Genomic DNA, 26,388 nt, shown 5'->3' on the forward strand with positions numbered 1-26,388 from the left:
CCCGCACCGCCCGCCCGGGTCCCGCGCCGATTCCCTTCACCGACCATCCAGGAGCTGTCATGCCCACATCAGTACGTGAGTCCCAAGCCGTCCCGCGCCAGCGCGCCGCCGTCCCGCTGCTCGCCCTCTCGCTCTCCTACGCCGCACTCACCGCCGCGTACGTCGTCACCAACCGCGCCACCCCGCAGCCCGACACCCCCGGCGGCGACATCCTGCGCGACTACGTCCGCGACAACGGCACGGCGATCAACCTGGGCGCCTTCCTGCTGCTCGTCGCCGCCGTGCTCCTGGTGCCCGTCGCGACCACCCTGGCCGCGCTGATGCGACGGGGGCAGGGGCAGGACCACGGCGCCGCGGCGGCGACCGTTCTCGCCGGCGGAGTGCTTGCCGGCGGCGCGCTGGCCTCCAGCGCCGCGCTCACCTGGACCCTCGGCCGGCTTCCGGACGACGCGCCCGCGGCCCTGGCCCGCGCCCTGGCCGACCTGTCCTTCCTCGCCGGCGGTCTCGGATACGCCGTGTCCTTCGCCTTCCTGGCGGCCGGCACCTGCCTGGCGGCCCGGAGGAGCGGGCTCCTGCCGCGCGCCTGCACCACCACCGGGCTGGTCATCGCCGCCGCCGGACTGGCCGCCACCCTCACACTCCTCGCCCTCGACTTCGGCTACCTGCTGCCCGTCGTCCGCTTCGGCGGCACGGCCTGGCTGGTCTGGGCCGCGGTCGCGCTGGTCCGCTCGCGCCCGACCACACCGGCCGTGAACGCATGACCGCCGCCGTGACTGCCGCCATGACCGCCGCCGTGACCGCCGCCTCGCCCGTACGCGGGCGCCCGGCCTGGCGGATCCCCGTCGGCGCGGGCCTCCTGCTGCTCGCCTCCGCCGCCTTCCACACCGTCGTCCTCGTGCTGGACGGCGGCCCGTGGGACGGCCCCGTCTCCTGGCGGAAACCGATCACCTTCGGGCTGTCCTTCGGGATCAGCGTGCTGACCGTCACCTGGATCTGCGGGCTCCTCCCGCTCGCCGCGCGCACCCGCACGCTCCTCCTGGGCGCGTTCACCGGGGCGTCCCTGCTGGAGACCGGTCTGATCACCCTCCAGGCATGGCGCGGTGTCCCCTCGCACTTCAACACCGAGACCACCTTCGACACCGTCGTCACCCGCGCCCTCGCGGCCGGCGGCGTCACCCTCGTCGCGGTCGTCGTCGCCCTCACCGTCGCCGCACTGCGCGCCACCCCGACAGCCGCCCGCACCCGGACCGCCGCCCCCACCCCGACCGTGGCCCCCACCCCGACGCTCGCCCCCAGCATGCGGCTCGCGCTCCGCGCCGGACTGGTGGCGCTCACCGGCTCCATGGCGGCCGGAGCGGTGATGATCGCCTACGGGCTGACGCTGGAGGGCGCGGGCCGCGCGGCCGAGGCCTACCGTTCGGCGGGCTTCCTGCGTCCCGCACATGCCGTCACCATGCACGCCGTCCTGCTGCTGCCCTCCCTGGCCTGGCTGCTGAGCCGGACCCGACGGCCGGAGGCGGAACGGCTGCGCCTGATCCGCATCACCGTCGCCGCGTACGGTGCCGTCGTCGTACTGGTCACCGCAGCGGCCGCGGCCGGCCTCGCCTTCGCCTCCCCGGCCACCACGGCCGCGGTGAGCGCGGGCGTCACGATGATCCCCGCAGGTGTGTTCCTGGCGCTCGGCGTATCGCCGGGAGTCCGGGACGACCGCCTTTCCACCATGCCCGGCGACCGGAGGCAGGAGTCATGAGCCGACCCCGAACAACGCCCGCCGCCGGAAGGTTCCCGCGTCTGTCCCCGCGATGGCGCAAGGCGGTCCTCACCCTCCATGTGACGGTGGCGGTCGGCTGGGTGGGAGTCGAGATCGCCCAGCTCCTCCTCGGCCTGGTCGGCCTCACCACCGACGATCCGGAAGTCGTCCGCGCGACCCGCGTCGTCATGGAGATCCTCGGGCTCGAACTGACCGTCGGCATCGCCTGGATGACCCTGCTGACCGGCCTGCTCCTCGCGATGGCGACGCAGTGGGGCCTGCTGAAGCACTACTGGATCGCGACCAAACTCGTCCTCACCGTCGTCCTGATGCTGGACGGCCACTTCCTCCTCCAGCACTGGCTGCGCGAACAGGCGGACGTGGGCACGGCCTCCGAATCCGTCGGCCTGCAGCTGGTGATCAGCATGAGCATCGCGCTGGTGCTGCTGGTCGCGGCGACGGCACTGTCCGTCCACAAGCCATGGGGCAGGACCCGCCATGGCCGCCGCCGCCCCGCGAGAAACGGCCCCGCCCGGTCAACTGACGGACCGTCACCGAAGGTCGAGGTTAACCAGCCGTGAGGCTCGGCTCAAGCCCGCCTTAAGGATCCCGGCGACGGGCCCGAGCCGCGGATTCCCGTATGCGGGCGGACCTAGGGTGCCGGATGTGACCACCGAGGCCAGCCACCACCCCCTTTACGTACCTCTCCGAGCCGAGTCGCTCCCCGCCGCGGTTTCCGCCCCCGCTCCCGCGCCCGCTCCCGCGCCCGCCCCCGCTCCCGCCCCCGTTCCCGCCCTCCGTCTCGCCCCCGAGCGGCTGCGGACCGCGATCGTCGCCGGTGCCGGAGCGGTCGCCCTCCTCTGGGGCGTCCAGGCCCGCCCCTCCGCCCGCCTCGACGCCTTCTTCGCGACCGGCGCCCACCTCACCGGGCTCCTCGCCGGGTACGGAGTCCTCGTCCTCCTCCTGCTCATGGCCCGCGTCCCGGCCGTCGAGCACGGCGTCGGCGCCGACCGGCTCGCCCGGTGGCACGCCCTCGGCGGCCGGTACGTCCTCGGCCTCATCGGCGCCCACACCCTCCTCGCCCTCTGCGGGTACGCGGTGCACACCCACACCGACCTCGTCACCGCCACCGGAGACCTCCTCTCCTACGGGGCGATCGCCGCCGCCACCGCCGGCACCGCCCTCCTCGTCGCCGTCGGCGTCACCTCCGCCCGTGCCGTCCGGCGCCGCGTCCGGCACGAGACCTGGCGGGCCGTCCACCTGAGCGGACTCCTCGCCGCCGCGCTCGGCTTCGTCCACCAGCTCGCCGGCCCCGACGTCGCCGGGAACCTCCTCACCGTCTGGCTCTGGTCGATGGCCCACGCCACCGTCGGCGTCCTCCTCGTCTGGTACCGGATCGTCGTCCCCGTCCGCGCCGCCCTCCGGCACGACCTGCGGGTCGCCGAGGTCCGTGACGAGGGACCCGGCGTCGTCTCCGTCCTCGTCCAGGGCAGGGGAGTGGCCCGGCTGCGCGCCGAACCCGGCCAGTTCTTCCGCTGGCGCTTCCTCCGGCGCGGGCTCTGGGCGACCGCCCTGCCCTTCTCCCTCTCCGCACCCGTCCGCGACGACACCCTGCGGATCACCGTCAAGGCGCTCGGCGACCACACCCGCCGCATCCGGCGCCTCCGCCCCGGGACGCGGGTCCTGGCCTCCGGCCCGTTCGGCGCGCTCACCGCCCACCGCCGCACCCGCCGCAAGGTCCTGCTGCTCGCGGGCGGCGTCGGCATCACCCCGCTGCGCGCCCTCTTCGAGACCCTGCCCGGCGGCCCCGGCGACGTCACCCTCCTCTACCGGGCCTCCGACGCGGGCGGTCTCGTCCTGCGCGAGGAGCTGGAGGCCATCGCCCGCGAGCGCCGGGCCGCCCTGCACTTCCTGCTCGGCCCCTCGGACGGCGCCTTCGACCCCCTGGCCCCCCGTGCGCTGCGCGCTCTCGTGCCCGGCCTCGCCGCCCACGACGTGTACCTGTGCGGTCCGCCCGCGATGGCCCGCGCCGCGACCGAGTCCCTGATCCGGGCCGGGGTGCCCGCCTCCCGTATCCACAGCGAGGACTTCGATCATGCCTAGACACGGCGCACCGCGCGTCCCGACCGTCCAGCAGGCCCGGCGGCGTCTCGCCGCCGCGCTCCTCGGCGCCGGGGCGCTCGCCGCGACCCTGCTCACGGCCGCCGTCGCCCCGGCGGCCCCGCCCGCGCCCGACCGTGAGCCGGGCGTCGCGACCTCAGCCGCGACTTCCGCCGGTACGTCCGCCGATACGTCCGCAGCAACCTCAGAGGTAGCTCAACGATCACGAGATTGATGGACGGGGCAACGATCGTCTCCCTAGGCTCTCGCCCATGCCCGAGATCACGCTGACCACCCTCGTCCTCCTCTGCCTCGCCGCGCTCGTGGCCGGCTGGATCGACGCCGTGGTGGGCGGCGGAGGGCTCCTCCTGCTTCCCGCTCTCCTGCTCGGACTGCCCCACGTCCCGGCCGCGCACATCCTCGGCACCAACAAGGCCGTGGCGATCGTGGGCACCACCGGGGCCGCCGTCACCTACGTCCGCAAGGCGCCCGTCCAGGTCTGGACGGCCGTACGGATCGGGCTCGCGGCCCTCGCGGGCTCCATGGCCGGCGCGTTCTTCGCCGCCGGGATCAGCAGTGACGTCCTGCGCCCGGTGATCATGGTGGTGCTGGTCGCCGTGGGGGCCTTCGTGATGCTGCGGCCGTCGTTCGGCGCGAAGTCCGGGGGAGCGGACCGGGCGCCGCTGACCCGGGCGCGGATCGCGACCGCGATCGTGGTCGTCGGCGGCGGCATCGGTTTCTACGACGGCCTGTTCGGGCCGGGCACCGGCACCTTCCTGGTCCTCGCGCTGACCGCCGTGCTCCACCTGGACCTGGTGACCGCCTCCGCCACCGCGAAGATCGTCAACGTCTGCACCAACGCGGGCGCGCTCGCCATGTTCGCCTACCAGGGCAGCGTGTTCTGGCAGCTGGCGGCCGTCATGGCCGTCTTCAACCTCGCGGGCGGCATGGTCGGGGCGCGGATGGCGCTGAGCAAGGGCGCCGAGTTCGTCCGCGGGGTGCTGCTGGTCGTGGTCTTCTCGCTGGTCGCGAAGCTCGCGTTCGACCAGTGGGCGTGAAGCACTCCGGCCGCTACCGCACGCCGATGAGGTGGCCGAAGGCGACCACGTTCCCCTGGTAGCCGTTCTTCTTCGAGAATCCGCCGCCGCAGGTGATGACCCGGATCTCGGCGCGGTCCGTCTCCCCGTACACCTTCTTGTCGGGGAAGTCCTTGTTCGCGTACACCTCGACCGCGTCGACCGTGAAGACGGCGGTACGGCCGTCCTCCCGGTCCACCTCGATGCGATGGCCCTTCTGCAGCGCGCCCAGCGTGTAGAAGACGGCCGGACCCGCGGCGTTGTCGACGTGGCCCGCGACGATCGCGGTGCCCTTGGCCCCGGGCGGGGTGCCGTCCCCGTACCAGCCGGCCAGGTTCCGGTCCTCGGCCGGCGGCACGTCGAGCGAGCCGTTCGCCGCCAGGCCGAGCCGCGTCATCGGGGTGTCCACGTCGGTCTCGGGGATGCGGAGCCGTACGGGTGCCGAGGGCGGCAGCGGGTCGGCGGCGGCGTCGGTGTGCACGCTCGGCCCGGCCGCGAAGGCCTGGGCGGCGGACGGTACGGGCGGGGTGACGTCCTGCGAGCCGTTCTGGACGAGCCAGAGCCCGACGCAGGCGGCCACGGCTATGCCCCAGCCCTTGCTCCTGTTGCTCACCTGGATTCCCCTGGGTTCCTTCGCGTGCTTCCGGTGCCGGTGGTGATGTAGCCCTGCCCCCGCCGGGCCGTGTGCGGGCGCGCGGCGGGGGCAGGACGGGCGGTGGTCCTCAGTGCCCCTGCGCGCCGCTCGCCCGGCGGCGCAGGAGCCAGACACCGCCGACGGCAGCCGCGGCCAGCACCGCCGCGCCCGCCGTGACCTGGGTGGAGTCGGGGCCGACACTGCCGCCGACGCCGGTCTGGACGTGGCCGCTCGGATTCCGGTGCTTGACGGTCAGGTCTCCCCGGGCCGTCTTCCCGTTGTCGCAGGCGACACTGATGCCGTACGTACCGGCCTTGACGTGCTCCGGCACCCGGAACTGGCCGACCACGACCTCCTTGTGCGTGCTCGGCTCCAGCTTGAAGTCGCCGGCACCCAGCGAGTTCGCGTCGCCGACGCCGCGGCCGTGCTTGCCGCAGGCCAGGGTGTTGACGGTGACGGTCGTGCCCGGGGAGGCGGAGGACGGGTAGACCTCCAGCTTCCCCCAGTCGTTGTCGTTCTCGTTGTCGGCGTACGCCGCGGGGGCGGCGAACGCCCCGATCGCGGCGACCGCCAGCGCGGTACCGGTGAACAGGCGGGCAGTGGTGCGCATGGGGTCCTCCGGGGCGCGCGAGCGGTCATGCCGGTCATGCCGGGGGGTCCTCCCGGGAGGGACTTCCCGGAACGGACCTTCTGTGACCGAGATAAGAGCCGCCCCGCGCCCCCCGCCTGCTGATGGGGCATCAGGATTGCGCCGTCCGGTGCGGTGTGTCGGCTGGATTTTCGACGTTTACGCAGGTCAGAGCTGGTTACGTCGCGTCAGCTGACGCCCCGTGCCGAACGGGTGACGCGGCGTGTCGCACCCGTCGCCCCATCCGGGCCCCGCCCGCTACGGGTCAGAGCGCGCCGGTCAGGCCGGTGATCGCCGCCAGGGCCCACTCCTGCGCCCCCACCGTCGTCCCGGCCACGACACCCGTCGCCACCGGGGCCAGCGCCCCCCGGAGCCCGGCGAGCGCGCGGCGCAGCCGGCCCTCCTCCGGGGCGGCGTCCGTCCGGGTGATCTCCGTGAGGACCTCCTGCGCCGCCGCCTCCGCGTCCTCGCGGTCCCGGTCGGCGAGGCCCGCCTGCGGCAGCTGCCCGAGCAGACCGGTCACCAGCTCGGCGAGCGCCTCGTAGCCGGGGGCGACCGTGCCGCCGTTGCTCTGCTGGTTCTGGGTGACCGTCTCGTTGTTCCAGGCGAACTGGTTGTGGGAGGCGGTGCCGTGGATGACCGGCCCGTCGTGGTGGTGCACGGTCTGAGGGTTCTGGGTGTCGTGAGGGTTCTGCGGGTCGTTCATGGCTGCGAATCGTCCCCTTCGGTCTGCTGCTGGACCACGTTGTCGTTGTTCCACGAGAACTGGCTGTGAGTGACGGGGCCGGTGATGACCGGACCGGTGTAGTGGTTGACGACCGTCGGTGTCTGCTCGACCGTGCGGACGGTCTTGCGGACGACCGCCAGCGACGTGCGCAGGGAGACGAGCTCGGCTCGGCCGTTGTCCAGTACGGCGGGCGTCCCTTCCGGGCCGTTCACGGCGCAGTCCACCAGGCGGCCGGCGCTCTGGTCGGCGAAGACGGCGCCGGCGGACGCGCAGTCGGTGAACTCGCTGTCGGCTACGTCCAGGTAGCCGGATTCGCTCCCCGTCAATCCGGTTCCCTCGGACCCGTTCACGGTGAGGTTCCTCGCGAAGAACCTCCCCTTGCCGAATGCCACGGCCCCGCCGACGCTCACCGCCGTGACCGTGCTGTCGTGCACGGCGACCCGCGCCTCTTCGCCGACGCCGAAGCCCACGGCTCCGCGCTCCGCCGTCACGTCCCTGAGCGTCACCCGGGACTGGCCGAGCGCGGTCACCGCGGTCTCGAAGTCACGGAACCTCACGTCGGAGAGGTCGGCCGTCGTGCCGCCGTCACCCTTGGTGTCCAGGCCCAGCGTGCAGCGCTCCACCAGGGCTTCCCGGAACACGCCCTCGGACCCGTTCCAGACCCGCAGCGCCGTGCCCGTCAGGTCCTCGACCACGACCCGGGTGAAGCGGCCCCTGCCGTCGTCCGTGACGGCGATGCCGACGTTCCCGCCGGAGACGCGGCAGTCCCGCACCTCGGGCGCGCCGCCCTTGGTCGAGAACACCGCGACGTTCCGCGCGCCGAGCACCTGGCAGTGCTCGAACGTCCCCAGGCCCGCGTCGTGGACGTTGATGCCGGTGTCGCGGCAGTCGGCGAACACGGAGCCACGCACCACAGGCCCGGCGCCGCTCTTCGTGACGATCCCGTGCAGCGCGTCGGTGACGCGCGTGCGGTCCACGGAGCCCCGGGACTGCTCGATGAACATGATCCCCTCCGCGTGGGTGGCGCTGATCGCGCAGTCCACCACGGCGAGCTCTCCCCGGGTGTCCGCCACGACCGCCGCCTGCCCGGTGCCGGTCACCTCGCAGCCGGCGATCTCGGCGTGTGCGTCGCAGACGCGCAGGCCGTGGAGCCGACTGCCCTCGATCCGGCTGCCCCGGACCGTCACGCGGGCGCCCTCGATCGCGGCGACGGCGTTGTCGGCGGCGTCGGTGAACCGGCACCGCTCGATCAGTCCGACCGACCCGGTGAACACGGTGCGGCCGTACAGGACCACGCTGTCCCGCAGGGTGACCGAGGTGTACGGCCGGGCGTGCACGGCGGCGCCGTCGTGCGCCCGCACCTCCGTGCGGTCGAGTGTCAGGCTCCCCGTGTGGCAGCCGACGATGTCCACGCCGGCGTCCCGGCCGGCCAGTGTCAGGCCGTGGACGGAGACCGTGCCGAAGGCGTCGAGGACGGCGCCGCGCGGCCTGCTCACCAGGACGGAGCCCGGGCCCTCCGCCGCGGCCAGCCGGACCTCGCCCCGGACGGTCAGCGCCTCCTCGTAGTGGCCGGGCGCGATCTCGATCAGCGCCGCCCGGCCCCGTGCCTCCGCGGCGCGGAGCGCGGACGTGATGTCGCGGTAGGCACGGCGGCCGCCCCGTGGCGAGACCACGTATCGCGCGACCATCGTTCTCCTCGCCTCCTACAGCGCGTCCCACTCCACCGACTCGTACGCCGAGTAGACCCTCTTCATCAGGTCCTCGTCCACCGCGAAGTCGACCATGTCGATGCCCGAAACCGGTGCGATCCCACGGGAGTTCGTCACGAAGGCCGCACGGTACCCGCCCAGGTCCGCGAGTGACACCGGCCGCCGCGCCGAGCCGAGCAGCGGTTCGAGGAGGCTCATGGTGATCCCCGTCAGGTGGGGCGCCGACGGCCAGACCACCGAAGTGCCGTCCCAGAAAGCGATGTTGGTGACGGCACCCTCGGCGATGTCGCCGTTCGGGGAGGTCAGCAGGGCCTCGTCGTAACCCGCGCGCTCGGCCGCCTCGCGGTGGTAGCTCTGGCCGAAGCCGCCCAGGTGCTTGATGTGCGCGGCGGGGCGCAGGTAGTCGACGCTCCGCAGGCGCTGCGGCGCCCCGAGCCCGTCCGGGGCGGGCTCCCGGACGACGACCAGGAGGCGGACGCCGTCGTACACGTACACCCGGGCCGAGCAGTCCCGCCGCCCGGAGGCCGCCACGGCCCCGGCGAGCAGCTCGCGGACCCGGTCGCCGGGCAGTTCCTCCTCGAAGAGCTCGCGGGTGGAGCGGTCGAGCCGTTCGAGGTGGAGGCCGAGTCCCTTCACGCGCCCGTCCCGCACCTGCATCGCCGTGAAGTGGCCGAAGCCGCTCATCAGGGTCGTGAGGAGCTCCGGGTCGGCCGCCGGGGCGCCGTCGATCTCGACGTACGCGGGCGGGGAGGGGGGTGCGGCGTGCGGAGTCGTCATGCCCTCACCGTACGGGCCGGGAAAGGCCCTTGGAAAAGTCGTCCCGATCACGGCTTGACCTCAACCAAACTTGAGGTACCACGATCATCGACATGGACACCGACATCACGAACTCCGCGGCCGTCACGAACGCCGCCGCCCCTCTCACCCTCGCCCTGATCGTCGCGAGCGACCGCGAAGGCCGCTTCGCCCCCGTCATCGCCGACTGGATCCGCTCCCGGCTCGACGAGCGCGAGGACTTCGCCGTGACGGTCGTCGACCTCGCCGAGGTCGACCTCCCCACCGCCCTCTCCCACCACCCCTCCCCGGCCGTCCGCGCCGAACTCGCCAAGGTCTCCCCGGCCCTTGCCGCCGCCGACGCCTTCGTCGTCCTCACCCCCGAGTACAACCACTCCTTCCCCGCCGCCCTCAAGAACCTCATCGACTGGCACTTCACCGAGTGGCAGGCCAAGCCCGTCGGCTTCGTCTCCTACGGCGGCATCTCCGGCGGCCTGCGAGCCGTCGAGCAGCTCCGCCAGATCTTCGCCGAGGTCCACGCCGTCACCGTCCGCGACTCCGTCTCCTTCCACTCCGCCTGGTCGCTCTTCGACGAGGACGGACGCCACAAGGACCCCGCCGGCGCCGAGGGCGCGGCCAAGGTCCTCCTCGACCAGCTCGCCTGGTGGGCGCTCGCGCTCAAGGAAGCCAAGTCCGCCCGTCCGTACGCCGCGTGAGGGACCGACACCGTGCTGCTGAGACTCTTCGCTCCCCGCCTCAGGCCCTACCGGGCCCTCCTCGCCCTCCTCGTCCTCCTTCAGCTCGTCCAGTCCCTCGCCTCGCTCGCCCTGCCCGCCCTCAACGCCGGAGTCATCGACGAGGGCGTCCTCCGCGGGGACACCGACCGGGTCCTCCGCGGGGGCGCCGAGATGCTCGGCATCACCCTCCTCCAGGCCGCGGCGGCGGCCGCCGCCACCTACACCGGCGCCAGGATCGCCATGGGCGTCGCCCGCGACCTGCGCTCCGAGGTCTTCCGCCGCGTCCAGGACTTCTCCGCCCAGGAGCGGGGCCGGTTCGGCGCCGCCTCCCTCATCACCCGGACCACCAACGACGTCCAGCAGGTCCAGACGTTCACCGTCCTCGTCCTGACGATGCTGGTCGCCGCGCCCCTGCTCTGCTTCGGCGGTCTCGCCATGGCCCTGCGCCAGGACGTGCCGATGACCCTGGTCCTGTTCCTCTTCCTGCCCGTGATGACCGGCGCCGTCGGCGCCATCGTCCTGCGGATGCGACCCCTCTTCCGCGGCATGCAGGAGCGCGTCGACCGGGTCAACCGGGTGCTGCGCGAGCAGATCACCGGCGTCCGCGTGGTCCGCGCCTTCGTCCGCGACCGGCACGAGCGGGAACGGTTCGCCGCCGCCAACGACGAACTCCTCACCGTCGGCCTCCGGGCCGGCCGGCTCCAGGCCCTCATGTTCCCCACGGTCCTCATCGTCTGGGAGCTGACGACCGTCGCCCTCATCTACGTCGGCGCCCACCGCATCGACGGCGGCGACCTCCAGCCCGGCGGGCTCGTCGCCTTCCTCGGCTACCTGCTCCAGACCTCCATGTCCGTGATGATGGTCCTCTTCCTCCTGATGCACATGCCGCGCGCCGAGGTCGGCGCCGAGCGCATCCGCGAAGTCCTCGACACCCCGCTCTCCGTCACCCCGCCGGCCGACCCCGTCCGCGTCCTCAAGGGCACCGGACACCTCGACCTCACGGGCGTCGGATTCCGGTACCCGGGCGCCGAGGAGTCCGTCCTCCAGGACGTCGACCTCGTCGCCCGGCCCGGCGAGACCACCGCGATCATCGGCTCCACCGGCAGCGGCAAGTCGACGCTCCTCGGGCTCGTGCCCCGGCTCTTCGACGCGACCGGCGGCGAGGTCCTCGTCGACGGCGTCGACGTCCGCGCACTCGACCCCGCCCTGATGGCCAGGACCGTCGGCCTCGTCTCCCAGAAGCCCTACCTCTTCTCCGGGACGGTCGCGACGAACCTGCGGTACGGGAATCCCGACGCGACCGACGAGGAGCTCTGGCACGCCCTGGAGACCGCCCAGGCCGCCGACTTCGTCCGGGCCCTCGGTGACGGCCCCGGTGACGGCCCCGACGGCGGCCCCCACGACGGCCCCCACGACAGCCTCGACGGCGGCCTGGCCGCCCCGGTCTCCCAGGGCGGCACCAACCTCTCCGGCGGCCAGCGCCAGCGGCTCGCCATCGCCCGGGTCCTCGTCGCCCGCCCCCGCCTCTACCTCTTCGACGACTCCTTCTCCGCCCTCGACGCCGCCACCGACGCCCGGCTCCGCGAAGCGCTCCGGCGGGAGACCGCCGACGCGACCGTGGTGATCGTCGCCCAGCGGGTCTCCACCATCCGGCACGCCGACCGGATCGTCGTCCTCGACCGGGGCCGGACCGTCGGCACCGGCACCCACGAGTCCCTCATGCGGGACAGCGCCACCTACCGGGAGATCGTCCTCTCCCAGCTCACCGAGGAGGAAGCCGCATGAGTACGGCGACACCCACCCGCACCGCGCCCGACACCCGCACCGCCCCCGCCCGCAGCGGCCCCCCGTCCAAGGACCGCGGCCCCGGCCTTCCCACCACCGGCCTCGAACGCTCCCTGGCGTTCCGCGCCTCCGGCCTCCGCCTCCTGCGCACCCTCGCCCCCGACCGGGCCTTACTGCTCGCCGTCCTCGCCGTGGGCGCCACGGCCGTCGCCCTCGCCGTCCTCAGCCCCCTCCTCCTCGGCCGCGCCACCGACCTCGTCGTCACCGGCGCCACCGGCCCGGCCGGGGTCGACTTCACGGCCGTCGGCCGGCTCCTCGCCGTCTCCGTCGCGGTCGTCGCCGGCTCGTCCCTCTTCACCTGGATCCAGCTGCGGATCGCCACCACCGTCGTCCAGCGGGCCGGCCGGCGCCTCCGCGAACAGGCCCAGCACAAGCTGGCGCGGCTCCCGCTCACGTACTTCGACCGCCAGCCGCGCGGCGAGGTCCTCTCCCGCACCACGAACGACATCGACAACATCACCCAGACCCTCCAGCAGACCTTCAGCCAGATGACCCGCGCCCTGCTGACCCTCATCGGCGTCCTCGCGATGATGTTCTGGATCTCCCCGCTCCTCGCCCTCGTCGCCCTCGCCACGGTGCCCGTCTCGGTCGCCGTCGCCGCCTTCGTCGGGCGGCGCGCCCAGCCGCAGTTCGTGAAGCAGTGGGCGGTCACCGGCCGGCTCGGCAGCCACGCCGAGGAGATGATCACCGGCCACACCGAGGTCGTCGCCTTCGGCCGCCGCGCCGAGGCCGTGCAGCGCTTCGACGAGCTCGGCGAGGAGCTGTACCGGGCGAGCTTCCGCGCCCAGTTCGTCTCCGGCTTCATCCAGCCCGCGCTGACCTTCGTCGGCAACCTCAACTACGTCGTCCTCGCGGTGGTCGGCGGCCTGCGGGTGGCGAGCGGCACCCTGACCGTCGGCGACGTCCAGGCCTTCATCCAGTACTCGTACGAGTTCAACGGCCCGATCAACCAGGTCGCCGCCATGGCCAACCTCCTCCAGTCCGGGGTCGCCTCCGCCGAGCGGGTCTTCGACCTCCTCGACGCCGACGAGGAGTCCGCCGACCCGGCGGAGCCGCAGCGCCCCGCGCAGGTCAGGGGCCGGGTCTCCTTCGAGAAGGTCGCGTTCCGCTACGAGCCCGACAAGCCGCTCGTCGAGGACCTGTCGCTCACGGTGGAGCCGGGCCGGACGGTCGCGATCGTCGGCCCGACGGGCGCCGGCAAGACGACCCTCGTCAACCTCCTCATGCGGTTCTACGAGGTGACGGGCGGCCGGATCACCCTGGACGGGACGGACATCGCGACGATGACCCGCGAGGAGCTGCGGGCCGGGATCGGCATGGTCCTCCAGGACACCTGGCTCTTCGGCGGCACCATCGCGGACAACATCGCCTACGGGCTGCCCGGCGAGGTCTCCCGGGAGCGGATCGTCGAGGCCGCGCGGGCCGCGCACGCCGACCGCTTCATCCGGACCCTCCCCGACGGGTACGACACCGTCCTCGACGAGGACGGGGGAGGCCTCAGCGCCGGCGAGAAGCAGCTGGTCACGCTCGCGAGGGCGTTCCTCTCCGAGCCGGTGATCCTCGTCCTCGACGAGGCCACCAGCTCCGTCGACACCCGCACCGAGCTCCTCGTCCAGCAGGCCATGTCGTCCCTCCGCGCGGGCCGCACCAGCTTCGTCGTCGCCCACCGGCTCTCCACGATCCGGGACGCCGACACCATCCTGGTGATGGAGAGCGGATCCATCGCCGAGCAGGGCACCCACGAGGAACTGCTCGCGGCGGGCGGCGCGTACGCCCGGCTGTACGAAGCCCAGTTCGCGGCGGCGTGAACCCTCAGTACGGTGAGGGCGTGACCACTCTCGCCCTCACCGTCCTCACGACCACCGACAGCCACGAGAAGGCCGAGGCCCTCGCACGCGACGCCGTCGAGGCCCGCCTCGCCGCCTGCGCCCAGGTCTCCGGGCCCGTCACCTCCGTCTACCACTGGCAGCGGGCGATCGAGACCGCCGAGGAGTGGCAGGTCGTGTTCAAGACCACCGAGGCCCGCTACGAGGCCCTGGAAGCCCACCTCCTCGCCGCCCACGACTACGACACCCCCGAGATCATCGCCACCCCCGTCGTCCGGGCCTCCTCCGCCTACCTGGCCTGGCTCGGCAGGGAGGTGGCGCACCCATGAGGACACCCCTCCCGTTCTTCGTCTACGGGACGCTGCGCCCCGGCGCGTACAACCACGACCGGCTCCTCCTCGGCCGGACGGCCGCGGAGGAGGAGGCCCGGCTCCCGGGCGCCCGCCTGCACGACGGCCCCGGCTACCCGTACGCGGTGCCGGGCGAGGGCACGGTCGCGGGCACCCTCGTGACGGCGGCGCCCGACGCGTACGGCGAACTGCTCGGCGTACTGGACCGGATGGAGGGCGACGCCGGGTACGAGCGGACCGCCGTCGAGACGGTCCGGCTCCGCGACGGCGCGAGAGTCCGGGCCTGGACCTACGTCGCGAGCCCGGAAACGGCGCTCGGCCCCCTCATCGTCGGCGGCGACTGGTTCAGACACGTTCCAGACGGACCGCGCACACCTTGAACTCGGGCATCCGGGAGACCGGGTCGAGCGCCGGGTTGACGAGCGTGTTAGCCCGGCCCTCGCCCGCCCAGTGGAACGGCATGAAGACCGTGTCCGGCCGGATCGCCGTCGTGATCCGGGCCGGTGCGACGGCCCGTCCGCGCCGCGAGACCACCGCGAGCCGCTCGCCCTCGGCCACCCCGAGCCGCTCGGCGAGCCGCGGGTGGAGTTCCACGAACGGCCCGGGCGCCGCCGCGTTCAGCTCGGCGACCCGCCGGGTCTGCGCGCCCGACTGGTACTGGGACACGACCCGGCCCGTGGTCAGGACGACCGGGTACTCGGCGTCCGTCTCCTCCGCGGCAGGCCGGTGCACCACCGCCACGAACCGGGCCCGCCCGTCGGGGGTCGCGAACCGCTCCAGGAAGAGCCGGGGCGTCCCCGGGTGTTCCGCTCCGGGACACGGCCAGAAGACGCCCTGCTCGTCCTCGATCCGCCGGTAGCTGATGCCGGAGTAGTCGGCGGGGCCGCCTTCCGAGGCGCGCCGCAGCTCCTCGAAGACCTCTTCCGGCTCGGCGGAGAAACCCTTCTCCCAGCCGAGGAGTCCGGCGAGTGCGTGCAGCACCTCCAGGTCGCTGCGTACCCCGGCGGGCGGGGTGAGGGCGCGGCGCCGCAGCAGCACCCGCCCCTCCAGGTTCGTCATCGTCCCGGTCTCCTCGGCCCACTGGGTGACGGGCAGGACGACGTCGGCGAGCGCGGCGGTCTCGGAGAGTACGACGTCGGCGACGGCGAGGAAGCCGAGCGAGCGCAGCCGCCCCTCGACGTGTGCGGCGCGCGGCGCGGAGACGACCGGGTTGGAGCCCATGAGGAGCAGGGCCTTCACGTCTCCGCCGAGCGCGTCGAGGAGCTCGTACGCGCTCCGCCCGGGCCCCGGCAGCGACTCCGGGTCCACGCCCCACACCCCGGCGACGTGCGCGCTGGCCGCCGGGTCGTCGAGCTTGCGGTAGCCGGGCAGCTGGTCGGCCTTCTGGCCGTGCTCGCGGCCGCCCTGGCCGTTGCCCTGACCGGTGAGGCAGCCGTAGCCGCTCAGCGGCCGGCCCGCCTTTCCGGTGGCGAGGCAGAGATTGATCCAGGCGCCGACGGTGTCCGTCCCCTTGGACTGCTGCTCGGGGCCGCGCGCGGTCAGCACCATGCCGGTGCCGGCGTCGGAGAACATCGCGACCGCCTCGCGGAGCTGCGGCACGGAGACGCCGGTGATCCGCTCGACCTGCTCGGGCCAGTGGGACATGGCCCCGGCGCGCGCGGCCTCCCAGCCGGAGGTGCGAGTTGCCACGAACTCTTCGTCGACGCGCCCTTCGGCCACCACGAGATGGAGCATGCCGAGGGCGAGCGCGAGGTCGGTGCCCGGGCGCGGCGCGAGGTGGAGGTCGGCCTGCTCGGCGGTGCGGGTGCGGCGCGGATCGACGACGATCAGCTTGCCGCCGTTCTCCTTCAGTTCGGTGAGGTAGCGCAGGGCGGGGGGCATGGTCTCGGCGAGGTTGGAGCCGACGAGGATCACGCAGCCCGTCCTGGGGATGTCCTCCAGGGGGAAGGGGAGTCCCCGGTCGAGGCCGAAGGCCCTGCCGTGCGCGGCGGCGGCGGACGACATGCAGAAGCGCCCGTTGTAGTCGATCTGCGAGGTGCCGAGCACGAGCCGGGCGAACTTCCCCAGGGTGTACGCCTTCTCGTTGGTGAGCCCGCCGCCGCCGAAGACCCCCACGGCATCGGCGCCGTGGTCGGCGCGGGTCCTGCTCAGTCCGTCGGCGACGGCGGCGAGCGCCTCCTCCCAGGTCGCGGGCCGCAGATCCCCCGTGTCAGGGCATCGGACCAGGGGTTCGGTGAGCCGGACCCGGGAGGAGAGTACGGAGGGGGCGGTGCGGCCCTTGCCGCACAGGGCGCCCCGGTTGACGGGGAAATCGGTCCGGTCGACCACCTCGGCGGGCAGCTCCGGGGAGCCGGTGGGGCGGAGCGACATGCCGCACTGCAGGGCGCAGTAGGGGCAGTGGGTCGGGACGGCGGTGACGTCGGACATGCGGCCAGCGTGGGTCAGCCGTGTTACGCGGGGCGGCGCCGCGTATTACGGGCGCGGGGCTCTCCGCTCAGCTCACCGCTCGCCGGAAGGTGAGGCGAGGGCCTCCGTGACGCCCGGTTCCTTCGGGCCGAGGAAGTGGGGGTCGGGGCGCAGGCCCGCGTCGAGGGCGGCCTTGGCCGCCGCGAACAGTTCCCGGGTGGTGCCGTAGTACCAGGTGCGGTCGTGGGGTTCGGCGACCCCGACCCCGTACGCGTCGACGCCCGCCGCCCCGCACAGCGCGACGGCCCGCTTGATGTGGAAGTCCTGGGTCACGAGGACGGCCCGGTCGACGCCGAAGACCTTCTTGGCCCGGACGCAGGAGTCCCAGGTGTCGAAGCCCGCGTAGTCGCTGACGACCCTGTCCTCGGGCACCCCGCGCTCGGTGAGGTAGGTGCGCATGGCGCTGGGCTCGTCGTACGCGGTCCTGCTGTTGTCGCCGGTGACGAGCAGGACCCGGACCTTGCCCGTGCGGTACAGCTCGGCGGCCGTGTCGAGCCGGTGCGCGAGGTACGGGGTGGGGCGCCCCTTCCACAGCCCGGCGCCGAAGACGACGGCGACGTCCCGGGCGGGCACGTCGGCGGTGGTACGGAGCCGGGGCTCGGCGACCGTGTGCATCCAGGTGGCCGGGGCGAGCGCGAGAACCGCGCCGACCATGACGGCCTGGACGGTGCGGCGACGGCCCCGCGTCGTGCGGGGCCACCGGATCGGCCGAGCCGGCATGCGGGAACCTCCAGGGCTGGGAGTGGTGCTGTCACCCCGTCCGACGCGGATCGGCGGACTTCGGTTCGCCGACCTCTCGAACTGTTCCGTACAGCACACCGGCGAGCCCGAGGCCGATGAACATGCCGAGGATCTGCGCGGCGGCGTAGGACGGCACGGAGCCGGGGGCGATCCCGGTGAAGGAGTCGGAGAACGCGCGGCCGAAGGTGGCCGCCGGATTGGCGAAGGATCCGGAGGAGGTGAACCAGATCGCCGCGCCGATGTACCCCGCGACCGCGACCGGGGCGAGCCCGGGGCGGCCGATGTGGCGCAGGCCCTGCACGACGAGGACGAGCCCGGCGGTGGCGACGGCCTCGCCGAGGAGGAGGTGGAGCGCCGAGCGGGGCTCGGTGGCCCAGGCGCCGGGTGCCCGCCCGAACATGGCCTCGGCGAGCAGGGCGCCGCTGACGGCTCCGGCGACCTGGGCGGCGATATAGGCGAGGGCCTCGCGCCCGCCGCGCTCGTGCCGCCGCGACCACCACTCGGAGAGGGTCACGACGGGATTGAAGTGGGCCCCGGAGAGCGGGCCGATGAGGGCGATGAGCAGGCCGAGGCCGACGGCGGAGGCGGCGGCGTTGGCGAGCAGCCGGACACCGATGTCCTGGCTGAGGGAGTCGGCGCGGATACCGGAACCGACGATGACGGCGACGAGGGCGGCGGTACCGATGAATTCGGCGGCGGTGCGCCGGGGGAGAGAGGGCGGGGACATTCTCATAGTGGAAAAGATATTCCGTGATTCGGAAGGAAAAAAGAGGGAGGGGAAGGCACGCGGGGCCCGTACGATCCGAGCCGTGAAGATCGAAAACTTTGACATTCGCCGTGCGGTCGATTCCGATGCCGCCGCGGTGGCCGACGTCTGGCTGCGCTCGTACACGGCGGCGCTCCCGAGCGTGCGCCGCGCGCACACGGACGACGAGGTCCGGTACTGGCTCCGGGAGATCGTCGTGCCGAACCACGAGACCTGGGTGGCGACGGTCGAAGGCTCGGTCGTCGCCATGATGGTCCTGGACGACGAAGACCTGGATCAGCTCTACATCGACACGCAGTGGCGCGGCCGAGGCATCGGCGACCGACTCGTGGAGGTGGCCAAGCAGAGCCGTCCGACCGGGCTGACGCTGTGGACGTTCCAGGTCAACGCCCCGGCGTGCCGCTTCTACGAACGGCACGGCTTCGTCGAGGCCGAGCGCACCGACGGCCGGCGCAACGAGGAACGCGAGCCGGACGTCCGGTACGTGTGGAGCCCGGGCCCGGAGAAGTCCGAGCTCTGAGCACGGCGGCCTGACAGCGCGGCGATCCCGCCCGTGAGGTCACGGCAAACAGTCGTGACCCCCGCGCAACGGGCAGGCAATCTCACGCCCTCAGGATCGGTGCATGACGGAGCCGGACAGCACGTTCGACAGCGCCGCCGAGCTGCTCGGCAGGATCACCGAGCAGCTCGGGACCCAGCTCGGCCACGTGCATCCGTACGGCCGTCGGCCGCGGAAGCACGACGAGGAGGCACGCCCACCGATGAACGTCCCCACCCTCGTCGCCGTCGGACACGGCAGCCGCGACCCCCGCGCCCGGGCCGCCCTGAGCCGCCTCCTGGACCGGGTCCGCGAGCTGCGCCCCGGGCTCGACGTGCGCCTCGCCCACATCGAGCTGAACGCACCCCTCCTCGACGACACCCTCGCCGGACTCGCCGCCGAGGGCCGGGACGCCGTCCTCGTACCCCTCCTCTTCGCCCCCGGCCACCACGTCACCCACGACCTCCCCGCCGCCCTCGCCGCCGCACCCGCCCTCCGGGCCCGGGTCGCCGAGCCGCTCGGCGCGCACCCCCTCCTCGTCGAGGCCCTCGCCGACCGGCTCGCCGAGGCCGGCTGGAGCCCCGGCGACGGGACCTCCCGCGCCACCGGCGTCGTCCTCGCCTCCGCCGGATCCCGCGACCCCCGGTCCGGCGCCGAGATCCGCCTGATCGCCGCCCTCCTCGGCGAGCGCCTCGGCGGCGTGCCCGTCCTCCCCGCGTACGCCTCCGCCGCCGCGCCCACCGTCCCCGAGGCCGTCCGCGCCCTCGCCGCCCGGGGCCGCCACCGGGTCGCCGTCGCCTCCTGCTTCACCGCCCCCGGCCTCTTCGCGACCCGCGCCGCCGCCCATGCCCCCTGGATCGCCGCCGCCCCGCTCGGCGCCCACCCGGCCCTCGCCCGCCTCGTCCTCCACCGCTACGACCGCGCCCTCACGGGCGTCACCACCACCACCCGCGCGCGGGAACTCGCCGTCATCTGAGCTCTTCTGTCGGTCCCTCCGGTTACCGTCGGGGCATGGACGGCAACGAAGGCACGGCAGGCACGGCAGGCAACGGCGGCATCAGCGACAGCACCGGCGGCATCACCGGCGACACCGGCACCACCGTCGGCACCGACACCCCCGGCTACGACTCCGCCGCGACCGACCGCTGGGCCGCCGAACCCGACAAGCGCCCCGGGCGCACCGCCTTCCAGCGCGACCGCGCCCGCGTGCTGCACTCCGCCGCGCTGCGCAGGCTCGCCGGAAAGACCCAGGTCGTCACCCCTGGCACCCGCAGCCACGCCTGGGACGCCAGCCCCCGCACCCGGCTCACCCACTCCCTGGAGTGCGCCCAGGTCGGCCGCGAGCTCGGTGCCGCCCTCGGCTGCGACCCCGACCTCGTCGAGGCCGCCTGCCTCTCCCACGACATGGGCCACCCGCCCTTCGGGCACAACGGCGAACAGGCGCTCAATGACGTCGCCAAGGACTGCGGCGGCTTCGAGGGCAACGCCCAGTCGCTCCGCCTCCTCACCCGCATCGAGCCCAAGCGCTTCGTCAAGGACACGGACGGCGAGCTCGTCAGCGTCGGCCTCAACCTCACCCGCGCCGCCCTCGACGCCGCCACCAAGTACCCCTGGCCGCGCGGCGGCCACCCCGACGACCCCGGCTCGCCCAAGTTCGGCGTGTACGAGGACGACCTCCCCGTCTTCGCCTGGATCCGGGAGGGCGCGCCCGCCCACCGCAAGTGCTTCGAGGCCCAGGTCATGGACTGGGCCGACGACGTCGCCTACTCCGTCCACGACTTCGAGGACGGCCTGCACGCCGGCCACATCGACCCCAACATGCTCCTCGCCGACCCCGAGCGCGCCGACATCTGGTCCGTAGCCATCGGCCGCTACGTCCCCGAGGACACCGACCCGCAGGAGCTCGCCGAGGCCCTCGACCGGCTCGTCGACCAGGAGTGGTGGCCGCACGGCTACGACGGATCGGCCGTCGCCCAGGCCCGCCTCAAGGACGCCACCAGCCAGCTCATCGGCCGCCTCTGCCTCGCCGCCGAGGGCGCCACCCGCCAGGCGTTCGGTTCGGGCCGGCTCACCCGGTACGGCGCCGAACTCGTCATCCCCCGCGAGGCGCGCAACGAATGCGCCGTCCTCAAGGCCGTCGCCGACCGGTACGTGATGCAGCGCGCCGAGCAGGAGGTGCTCCGCGCCGACCAGCGCGTCGTCGTCGCCGAACTCGCCGAGGCCCTCGTCGTCCGCGCCCCCGACGGTCTCGAACCGCAGTTCCGGGCCGCGTTCGACACGGCCCGCGACGACCGGGCCCGCAAGCGCGTCATCGTCGACCAGATCGCCTCCCTCACCGACGCCTCCGCCCGCGCCCTCCACGCCCGCCTCCGCCCCCACCACGCGTAGGGGGCGCCGCAGGGCCTCTTCCGTCCCCCGGCTCCGTGCGGGACGCTCGCATGCACGCCCCGAGGCGGTACGGCCGGACGAACGCCCGGGGGCGTAGGTTGGAACCGGTCGCAACGAGGAGGAAACGACGTGGTCGACGCAGATCAGACCTTTGTCATCGTCGGCGGAGGACTGGCAGGGGCCAAAGCGGCGGAGACACTGCGCTCCGAGGGGTTCAACGGCCGGGTGATCCTCATCGGCGACGAACGCGACCACCCCTACGAGCGCCCACCCCTCTCCAAGGGCTACCTCACCGGCGCCAAGGAGCGGGACACGGTCTTCGTCCACGAGGCCGCCTGGTACGCGGCGCACGACATCGAGCTCCACCTCGGCCAGGCCGTCACCGCCGTCGACCGCGAGGCCCGCACCGTGCGCCTCGGCGACGGCACCGTCATCCGCTACGACAAGCTGCTCCTCGCCACCGGCGCCGAGCCGCGACGCCTCGACGTCCCCGGCACCGAGCTCGCCGGCGTCCACCACCTGCGCCGGCTCGCCCACGCCGACCGGCTCCGCCAGGTCCTCGCGGCCCTCGGCCGGGACAACGGCCACCTGGTGATCGCCGGCGCCGGCTGGATCGGCCTGGAGGTCGCCGCCGCCGCCCGCGGCTACGGCGCCGAGGTCACTGTCGTCGAGTACGAGCCCACCCCGCTCCACCGCGTCCTCGGCCCCGAGCTCGGCCAGCTCTTCGCCGACCTCCACAGCGACCACGGCGTCCGCTTCCACTTCGGCGTCAAGCTCACCGAGATCGTCGGCCAGGACGGCATGGTCCTCGCCGTCCGCACCGACGACGGCGAGGAGCACCCCGCGCACGCCGTGCTCGCCGCGATCGGCGCCGCGCCCCGTACCGCCCTCGCCGAGAACTCCGGGCTCGCCCTTGTCGACCGGGCGGACGGCGGCGGCATCGCCGTCGACGAGTCGCTGCGCACCTCCGACCCCGACATCTACGCCGCCGGGGACGTGGCCGCCGCCCACCATCCGCTGCTCCATACCCGGCTCCGCGTCGAGCACTGGGCCAACGCCCTCAACGGCGGCCCGGTCGCCGCCCGCGCCATGCTCGGCCAGACCGTCTCCTACGACCGGGTGCCCTACTTCTTCTCCGACCAGTACGACCTGGGCATGGAGTACTCCGGCTGGGCGCCCCCGGGCGCGTACGACCAGGTCGTCGTCCGCGGCGACACCGGCAAGCGCGAGTTCATCGCCTTCTGGCTGAAGGAGGGCCGCGTCCTCGCGGGCATGAACGTGAATGTGTGGGACGTCACAGAGCCGATCCAGAAGCTCATCCGTTCCCGTGCGGCCGTGGACCCGGAGGCCCTCGCCGACTCCTCCGTACCCCTGGAGAGCCTGGTCTCGTAACCCGTCCGTCCCCGGCCCCGACATTTCCCGGGGGGCGACCCCCGGACCCCCGTACACTTCATGCGTGGCAGGCAGGATCAACGATGACGACGTGAAGGCGGTCCGGGACGCGGTCCCGATCGACGCCGTCGTGTCCGAGTACCTCCAGCTGCGCAACGCGGGCGGCGGAAACCTCAAGGGCCTCTGCCCCTTCCACGACGAGAAGTCGCCCTCCTTCCAGGTCAGCCCCAGCAAGGGACTCTTCCACTGCTTCGGCTGCCAGGAGGGCGGCGACACCCTCGCCTTCGTGATGAAGATCGACCACCTCTCCTTCTCGGAGACGGTCGAGCGCCTCGCCGCGAAGGCGGGCATCACCCTGCGGTACGAGGAAGGCGGCTACAACCCCGGCCACCAGCGCGGGGAGCGCATCCGCCTGGTCGAGGCGCACAAGGTCGCCACCCAGTTCTACATCGACCAACTCGACTCGCCCGAAGCCGAGATCGGCCGGAAGTTCCTCGCCGAGCGCGGCTTCGACCAGGCCGCCGCCGCCCACTTCGGCGTCGGCTACTCCCCGGCCGGCTGGGACCACCTCACCCGCTTCCTGCGCGGCAAGGGCTTCTCCGACAAGGAACTGATCCTCTCCGGCCTCTCCCAGGACGGTCGCCGCGGCCCCATCGACCGCTTCCGCGGCCGCCTCATGTGGCCCATCAGGGACGTCGGCGGCGATGTCGTCGGCTTCGGCGCGCGCAAGCTCCGCGACGACGACAACGGCCCCAAGTACCTCAACACGCCCGAGACGCCGATCTACAAGAAGTCCCAGGTGCTCTACGGCGTCGACCTGGCCAAGAAGGACATCGCCAAGGTCAGCCGGGCCGTCGTCGTCGAGGGCTACACCGACGTCATGGCCTGCCACCTCGCCGGCGTCACCACCGCCATCGCGACCTGCGGCACCGCCTTCGGCGGCGACCACATCAAGATCCTCCGCCGCCTCCTGATGGACAACGGCTCGGCCCGCGTCATCTTCACCTTCGACGGCGACGCCGCCGGCCAGAAGGCTGCCCTGCGCGCCTTCGAGGACGACCAGAAGTTCGCCGCCGAGACGTACATCGCCATCGCCCCCGACGGCATGGACCCCTGCGAACTCCGGCTCGCCAAGGGCGACGCGGCCGTCGCCGAACTCGTCCAGCCGCGCACCCCGCTCTTCGAGTTCGCGCTCCGCCAGATCGTGAAGCGCTACGACCTGGAGACCCCGGCCGGCCGCGCCGCCGCCCTCGACGAGGCCGCCCCCGTCGTCGCCCGCATCAAGAACATCGGCGCGCAGCACGAGGTCGCCGTCCAGCTCGCCGGCATGCTCGGCATCCTCGACACCCAGTTCGTCGTCAAGCGGGTCGCCCAGCTCGCCCGCTGGGCCCGCGACCGCGGCGGCAAGGGCCCCGCGCAGCCGGCCCCGCAGCGCGGCTACGACACCCCGGCCCCGTCGGCCGCCGCCTCCGGCCCCGCGCTCAACCTGCGCAGCCCCGCCCACCGCACCGAGCGCGAACTCCTCAAGCTCGCCCTCCAGCGCCCCGAACTGGTCTCCCCGGCCTTCGACGCGTACGGCATCGACGAGTTCACCGCCCCGCCCTACGCGGCCGTCCGCCAGTGCGTCCAGGACGCGGGCGGCGCCACCGGCGCCCCCTCCGACTATCTCGACGCCGTCCGCGAGGCGGCCCCCAACGACAGCGTCCGCGCCCTCGTCACCGAACTCGCCGTCGAGACGATCTTCGCCAAGAACGTCGACGAGGCCTACGCGGGCGACCAGCTCGTCACCGTCCGGCTGCGCGCCGTCGACCGCCGCATCCGAGACGTCCAGGGCACCCTGGCCCGGCTCGGCGCGAACGGCGACCCGGAACAGCTCTCGGCCGTCCAGAACGAACTGTGGGTGCTCACGCAGTACGGCCAGTCCCTGCGGAACAACGGCGCCGGGGCCCTCTGACCCTCGGGGTCCACGCTGGGTCACCCGGCGGATTCAAAAAGTCACCGCACGCCCCTCGTGGCGGCGATGTGTCGTACCCCACACTGGTTGACGGTGCCGTCCTGCTGCCGTATGCCCCCTCCGAACCGGCAGCGATCACCCGCCCTGGAGGTCGCCCCCCGTGCAGACCCAGACCGAGACCGTGTCCGCGTCCCAGGAACAGCCACCACGCCCGGCGGAACCAGAACCCGACCTCGACGAGGAGCCCGAGATCCCGGTCCAGCGGCGCCGCACCGACCTCGGTGGCAACGGGCCCTCCTCCGACCTCTTCCGCCAGTACCTCCGCGAGATCGGCCGCATCCCGCTCCTCAGCGCCGAGGAGGAGGTCGACCTGGCCCGGCGCGTCGAGGCCGGACTCTTCGCCGAGGAGAAACTCACCAACACCCCCGACCTGGACAGCCGGTTGGCGATCGACCTGGACCGGCTCGTCGTCCTCGGCCGGATCGCCAAACGCAAGCTCATCGAGGCCAACCTCCGCCTCGTCGTCTCCGTCGCCAAGCGGTACGTCGGCCGCGGCCTGACCATGCTGGACCTCGTCCAGGAGGGGAACCTGGGTCTCATCAGAGCGGTCGAGAAGTTCGATTACGCGCGCGGCTACAAGTTCTCCACGTACGCGACCTGGTGGATCCGCCAGGCCATGTCCCGGGCCCTCGCCGACCAGGCCCGGACCATCCGCGTCCCCGTCCACGTCGTCGAACTCATCAACCGGGTCATCCGCGTCCAGCGCCGCATGCTCCAGGAGCGCGGCTACGAACCCACCGCCGAGGAGGTCGCCGCCCAGCTCGACCTGGCCCCCGAGCGGGTCGGCGAGGTCCTCCGCCTCGCCCAGGAACCGGTCTCCCTGCACGCCCCCGTCGGCGAGGAGGACGACGTCGCCCTCGGCGACCTCATCGAGGACGGCGACGCCGCCTCACCCGTCGAGTCCGCTGCCTTCCTGCTGCTCCGGCGCCACCTGGAGGACGTGCTCTCCACCCTCGGCGAGCGCGAACGGAAGGTCGTCCAGCTCCGCTACGGCCTCGACGACGGCAGGCCCCGCACCCTGGAGGAGATAGGCCGCATCTTCGGCGTGACCCGCGAACGCATCCGCCAGATCGAGTCCAAGACCCTCAGCAAACTCCGGGACCACGCCTACGCCGACCAACTGCGGGGCTATCTGGACTAGGGGGTGCCGACGGTCAGGGTCCAGTCGCCCTCCGCCTTCCACCTCAGCAACAGCGGTCCCGCGGGGAGCCGGACGGTGGACCTCACCTTCCTGCCGGTGTCGTTGACGAGCAGGCGGCGCCGCTCCTTGGTGAGCCGTGTCTCGCCGGCCACCTCGTGGCACCACAGGGCGCAATGACCGGAGCGCCCCGTGTCCCGGCCCCGGAACAGGACGCGCAGCTCGACGGCCGGACCCGTGTACAGCAGGGCCTCGTGGCCGTACCCCGTCATCGTCCCCGTCAGCCGGCGGGCGGAGGCCACGGGCTTGATCCGCAGGATCCAGGGGTTGCGCGCCGAGAGCTTCAGCTGCGGATGACGGCGCTCGGGGACCGTGCTCCCGCGGAAGTCCTGGAGCCCGTTGCTGAAGTAGAGGTCGGGGATGGTCGCGCCCCGCTCGGTCTGGGGTATCAGGGAGAACATCCCCTCGCCCCGGTGCGCGGCCTCCAGCAGGAACGGCCCGTCGGGGAAGCGGTCGTCCCAGGGGATCACATGCTCCCCGGCCTCTCCCTCGATGGAGAACGGCTCGAAGAGCGGCCCGAAGTCCCAGCCCTCCAGGAGGGCGTACGGCCGGTCCTGCGGCGGGAAGGCCGCCGCGTGGAGGTGCCCGGCCGACCAGCCCGGCGGCGCCTGCCCCGGCACCTTCACGACACCGGTCAGCGGCACCGGACCGGGGGCGACCGGTCCGGGGACGACCGGACCGGGCTCGGGATCTTTCGCGAGGTGGCCCATGCCGCACATCATGCGGCAC

Annotated in this window: 26 protein-coding genes; 17 read left to right on the plus strand and 9 right to left on the minus strand. The window is 73.2% G+C overall.

The window, feature by feature from the left end; genetic code table 11:
- Window positions 1–59 precede the first annotated feature (59 nt).
- The 6 genes from OG357_RS26785 to OG357_RS26810 all read left to right on the plus strand — a co-directional run bounded on the left by OG357_RS26785 (window position 60) and on the right by OG357_RS26810 (window position 4,908).
- Window positions 60–761, plus strand: a complete 702-nt coding sequence (locus tag OG357_RS26785; protein WP_329623575.1) for a DUF4386 domain-containing protein — start codon at window positions 60–62, stop codon at window positions 759–761.
- A complete protein-coding gene (locus OG357_RS26790) occupies window positions 758–1,750 on the plus strand; it encodes a hypothetical protein (protein WP_329623576.1) in 993 nt (330 codons plus the stop codon). Before OG357_RS26785 ends, OG357_RS26790 begins: the two co-directional genes overlap by 4 nt.
- The gene (locus tag OG357_RS26795; protein ID WP_329623577.1) at window positions 1,747–2,331 is read left to right on the plus strand and encodes a hypothetical protein; all 585 of its coding nucleotides are present in this window, start codon (window positions 1,747–1,749) and stop codon (window positions 2,329–2,331) included. The genes OG357_RS26790 and OG357_RS26795 overlap by 4 nt, the downstream gene beginning before the upstream one ends.
- A 235-nt stretch (window positions 2,332–2,566) precedes the next feature.
- Complete coding sequence (locus tag OG357_RS26800; RefSeq protein ID WP_443066823.1) at window positions 2,567–3,853, plus strand: ferredoxin reductase family protein; 1,287 nt, start codon at window positions 2,567–2,569, stop codon at window positions 3,851–3,853.
- Window positions 3,846–4,085 (plus strand): hypothetical protein, encoded by a 240-nt coding sequence (locus OG357_RS26805; protein WP_329623579.1) that lies wholly within the window; start codon window positions 3,846–3,848, stop codon window positions 4,083–4,085. The genes OG357_RS26800 and OG357_RS26805 overlap by 8 nt, the downstream gene beginning before the upstream one ends.
- A 37-nt stretch (window positions 4,086–4,122) precedes the next feature.
- The gene (locus OG357_RS26810; protein WP_329623580.1) at window positions 4,123–4,908 is read left to right on the plus strand and encodes a TSUP family transporter; all 786 of its coding nucleotides are present in this window, start codon (window positions 4,123–4,125) and stop codon (window positions 4,906–4,908) included.
- A gap of 13 nt (window positions 4,909–4,921) precedes the next feature.
- Here OG357_RS26810 and OG357_RS26815 read toward each other — a convergent pair whose 3' ends face one another.
- From OG357_RS26815 to OG357_RS26835, 5 genes are all read right to left on the minus strand, one after another.
- Window positions 4,922–5,539: a class F sortase gene (locus tag OG357_RS26815; protein ID WP_329623581.1), complete on the minus strand. Its 618-nt coding sequence runs from the start codon at window positions 5,537–5,539 to the stop codon at window positions 4,922–4,924.
- Window positions 5,540–5,648: 109 nt separating this feature from the next.
- A complete protein-coding gene (locus OG357_RS26820; RefSeq protein ID WP_329623582.1) occupies window positions 5,649–6,170 on the minus strand; it encodes a hypothetical protein in 522 nt (173 codons plus the stop codon).
- Window positions 6,171–6,453: 283 nt separating this feature from the next.
- On the minus strand, window positions 6,454–6,894 hold the full coding sequence (locus OG357_RS26825; protein ID WP_329623583.1) for a hypothetical protein: 441 nt from the start codon (window positions 6,892–6,894) through the stop codon (window positions 6,454–6,456).
- The gene (locus tag OG357_RS26830; RefSeq protein ID WP_329623584.1) at window positions 6,891–8,603 is read right to left on the minus strand and encodes a right-handed parallel beta-helix repeat-containing protein; all 1,713 of its coding nucleotides are present in this window, start codon (window positions 8,601–8,603) and stop codon (window positions 6,891–6,893) included. Before OG357_RS26830 ends, OG357_RS26825 begins: the two co-directional genes overlap by 4 nt.
- A 15-nt stretch (window positions 8,604–8,618) precedes the next feature.
- Complete coding sequence (locus OG357_RS26835) at window positions 8,619–9,401, minus strand: aminotransferase class IV (RefSeq protein ID WP_329623585.1); 783 nt, start codon at window positions 9,399–9,401, stop codon at window positions 8,619–8,621.
- Window positions 9,402–9,493: 92 nt separating this feature from the next.
- Here OG357_RS26835 and OG357_RS26840 point away from each other — a divergent pair, with 92 nt between their 5' ends.
- Genes OG357_RS26840 through OG357_RS26860 form a run of 5 tightly spaced genes read left to right on the plus strand, consistent with a single transcriptional unit; the run spans window position 9,494 to window position 14,536 of the window.
- Window positions 9,494–10,114, plus strand: coding sequence for an NADPH-dependent FMN reductase (locus OG357_RS26840; protein ID WP_329623586.1), 621 nt, complete (start codon window positions 9,494–9,496; stop codon window positions 10,112–10,114).
- Window positions 10,115–10,126: 12 nt separating this feature from the next.
- Window positions 10,127–11,920, plus strand: coding sequence for an ABC transporter ATP-binding protein (locus tag OG357_RS26845; protein ID WP_329623587.1), 1,794 nt, complete (start codon window positions 10,127–10,129; stop codon window positions 11,918–11,920).
- Complete coding sequence (locus OG357_RS26850; RefSeq protein ID WP_329623588.1) at window positions 11,917–13,788, plus strand: ABC transporter ATP-binding protein; 1,872 nt, start codon at window positions 11,917–11,919, stop codon at window positions 13,786–13,788. The genes OG357_RS26845 and OG357_RS26850 overlap by 4 nt, the downstream gene beginning before the upstream one ends.
- 20 nt (window positions 13,789–13,808) lie before the next feature.
- On the plus strand, window positions 13,809–14,135 hold the full coding sequence (gene cutA, locus OG357_RS26855) for a divalent-cation tolerance protein CutA (RefSeq protein WP_329623589.1): 327 nt from the start codon (window positions 13,809–13,811) through the stop codon (window positions 14,133–14,135).
- Window positions 14,132–14,536, plus strand: a complete 405-nt coding sequence (locus OG357_RS26860) for a gamma-glutamylcyclotransferase family protein (RefSeq protein WP_329623590.1) — start codon at window positions 14,132–14,134, stop codon at window positions 14,534–14,536. Before cutA ends, OG357_RS26860 begins: the two co-directional genes overlap by 4 nt.
- Here the strand turns inward: OG357_RS26860 and OG357_RS26865 are convergent.
- The 3 genes from OG357_RS26865 to OG357_RS26875 form a co-directional block, all read right to left on the minus strand.
- The gene (locus OG357_RS26865) at window positions 14,502–16,583 is read right to left on the minus strand and encodes a molybdopterin oxidoreductase family protein (protein WP_329623591.1); all 2,082 of its coding nucleotides are present in this window, start codon (window positions 16,581–16,583) and stop codon (window positions 14,502–14,504) included. The genes OG357_RS26860 and OG357_RS26865 overlap by 35 nt on opposite strands.
- 72 nt (window positions 16,584–16,655) lie before the next feature.
- A complete protein-coding gene (locus tag OG357_RS26870; RefSeq protein WP_329623592.1) occupies window positions 16,656–17,342 on the minus strand; it encodes a SanA/YdcF family protein in 687 nt (228 codons plus the stop codon).
- Between the two features lie 31 nt (window positions 17,343–17,373).
- A complete protein-coding gene (locus OG357_RS26875; RefSeq protein WP_329623593.1) occupies window positions 17,374–18,096 on the minus strand; it encodes an MIP/aquaporin family protein in 723 nt (240 codons plus the stop codon).
- A 76-nt stretch (window positions 18,097–18,172) separates the two neighbouring features.
- Here OG357_RS26875 and OG357_RS26880 point away from each other — a divergent pair, with 76 nt between their 5' ends.
- From OG357_RS26880 to OG357_RS26905, 6 genes are all read left to right on the plus strand, one after another.
- On the plus strand, window positions 18,173–18,649 hold the full coding sequence (locus OG357_RS26880; protein ID WP_329623594.1) for a GNAT family N-acetyltransferase: 477 nt from the start codon (window positions 18,173–18,175) through the stop codon (window positions 18,647–18,649).
- A 103-nt stretch (window positions 18,650–18,752) separates the two neighbouring features.
- Window positions 18,753–19,643, plus strand: a complete 891-nt coding sequence (locus OG357_RS26885) for a sirohydrochlorin chelatase (RefSeq protein WP_329623595.1) — start codon at window positions 18,753–18,755, stop codon at window positions 19,641–19,643.
- A gap of 35 nt (window positions 19,644–19,678) precedes the next feature.
- Window positions 19,679–21,055 (plus strand): deoxyguanosinetriphosphate triphosphohydrolase, encoded by a 1,377-nt coding sequence (locus OG357_RS26890; RefSeq protein ID WP_329623596.1) that lies wholly within the window; start codon window positions 19,679–19,681, stop codon window positions 21,053–21,055.
- A 129-nt stretch (window positions 21,056–21,184) separates the two neighbouring features.
- A complete protein-coding gene (locus OG357_RS26895; RefSeq protein WP_329623597.1) occupies window positions 21,185–22,447 on the plus strand; it encodes an NAD(P)/FAD-dependent oxidoreductase in 1,263 nt (420 codons plus the stop codon).
- Window positions 22,448–22,511: 64 nt separating this feature from the next.
- The gene (gene dnaG / locus OG357_RS26900) at window positions 22,512–24,401 is read left to right on the plus strand and encodes a DNA primase (protein WP_329623598.1); all 1,890 of its coding nucleotides are present in this window, start codon (window positions 22,512–22,514) and stop codon (window positions 24,399–24,401) included.
- Between the two features lie 160 nt (window positions 24,402–24,561).
- Window positions 24,562–25,602 (plus strand): RNA polymerase sigma factor, encoded by a 1,041-nt coding sequence (locus OG357_RS26905; protein WP_443066739.1) that lies wholly within the window; start codon window positions 24,562–24,564, stop codon window positions 25,600–25,602.
- On the opposite strand, the gene OG357_RS26910 is transcribed toward OG357_RS26905, so the two are convergent.
- A complete protein-coding gene (locus OG357_RS26910; protein ID WP_329623599.1) occupies window positions 25,599–26,369 on the minus strand; it encodes a hypothetical protein in 771 nt (256 codons plus the stop codon). The two genes, OG357_RS26905 and OG357_RS26910, sit on opposite strands and share 4 nt — an antisense overlap.
- Between the last annotated feature and the right edge of the window lie 19 nt (window positions 26,370–26,388).

The organism is Streptomyces sp. NBC_01255, assembly GCF_036226445.1.
Lineage (GTDB): Bacteria > Actinomycetota > Actinomycetes > Streptomycetales > Streptomycetaceae > Streptomyces.

What these genes read in the sequence shown, in the direction of transcription:
- OG357_RS26910 (WP_329623599.1), bottom strand. Translation starts at nt 26,369, where the DNA reads ATGGGCCACCTCGCGAAAGATCCCGAGCCCGGTCCGGTCGTCCCCGGA.
- OG357_RS26785 (WP_329623575.1), top strand. Translation starts at nt 60, where the DNA reads ATGCCCACATCAGTACGTGAGTCCCAAGCCGTCCCGCGCCAGCGCGCC.
- OG357_RS26890 (WP_329623596.1), top strand. Translation starts at nt 19,679, where the DNA reads ATGGACGGCAACGAAGGCACGGCAGGCACGGCAGGCAACGGCGGCATC.
- OG357_RS26850 (WP_329623588.1), top strand. Translation starts at nt 11,917, where the DNA reads ATGAGTACGGCGACACCCACCCGCACCGCGCCCGACACCCGCACCGCC.
- OG357_RS26795 (WP_329623577.1), top strand. Translation starts at nt 1,747, where the DNA reads ATGAGCCGACCCCGAACAACGCCCGCCGCCGGAAGGTTCCCGCGTCTG.
- OG357_RS26875 (WP_329623593.1), bottom strand. Translation starts at nt 18,096, where the DNA reads ATGAGAATGTCCCCGCCCTCTCTCCCCCGGCGCACCGCCGCCGAATTC.
- OG357_RS26810 (WP_329623580.1), top strand. Translation starts at nt 4,123, where the DNA reads ATGCCCGAGATCACGCTGACCACCCTCGTCCTCCTCTGCCTCGCCGCG.
- OG357_RS26865 (WP_329623591.1), bottom strand. Translation starts at nt 16,583, where the DNA reads ATGTCCGACGTCACCGCCGTCCCGACCCACTGCCCCTACTGCGCCCTG.
- OG357_RS26860 (WP_329623590.1), top strand. Translation starts at nt 14,132, where the DNA reads ATGAGGACACCCCTCCCGTTCTTCGTCTACGGGACGCTGCGCCCCGGC.
- OG357_RS26840 (WP_329623586.1), top strand. Translation starts at nt 9,494, where the DNA reads ATGGACACCGACATCACGAACTCCGCGGCCGTCACGAACGCCGCCGCC.
- OG357_RS26830 (WP_329623584.1), bottom strand. Translation starts at nt 8,603, where the DNA reads ATGGTCGCGCGATACGTGGTCTCGCCACGGGGCGGCCGCCGTGCCTAC.
- OG357_RS26870 (WP_329623592.1), bottom strand. Translation starts at nt 17,342, where the DNA reads ATGCCGGCTCGGCCGATCCGGTGGCCCCGCACGACGCGGGGCCGTCGC.
- OG357_RS26835 (WP_329623585.1), bottom strand. Translation starts at nt 9,401, where the DNA reads ATGACGACTCCGCACGCCGCACCCCCCTCCCCGCCCGCGTACGTCGAG.
- OG357_RS26820 (WP_329623582.1), bottom strand. Translation starts at nt 6,170, where the DNA reads ATGCGCACCACTGCCCGCCTGTTCACCGGTACCGCGCTGGCGGTCGCC.
- OG357_RS26825 (WP_329623583.1), bottom strand. Translation starts at nt 6,894, where the DNA reads ATGAACGACCCGCAGAACCCTCACGACACCCAGAACCCTCAGACCGTG.
- OG357_RS26805 (WP_329623579.1), top strand. Translation starts at nt 3,846, where the DNA reads ATGCCTAGACACGGCGCACCGCGCGTCCCGACCGTCCAGCAGGCCCGG.
- OG357_RS26790 (WP_329623576.1), top strand. Translation starts at nt 758, where the DNA reads ATGACCGCCGCCGTGACTGCCGCCATGACCGCCGCCGTGACCGCCGCC.
- OG357_RS26885 (WP_329623595.1), top strand. Translation starts at nt 18,753, where the DNA reads ATGACGGAGCCGGACAGCACGTTCGACAGCGCCGCCGAGCTGCTCGGC.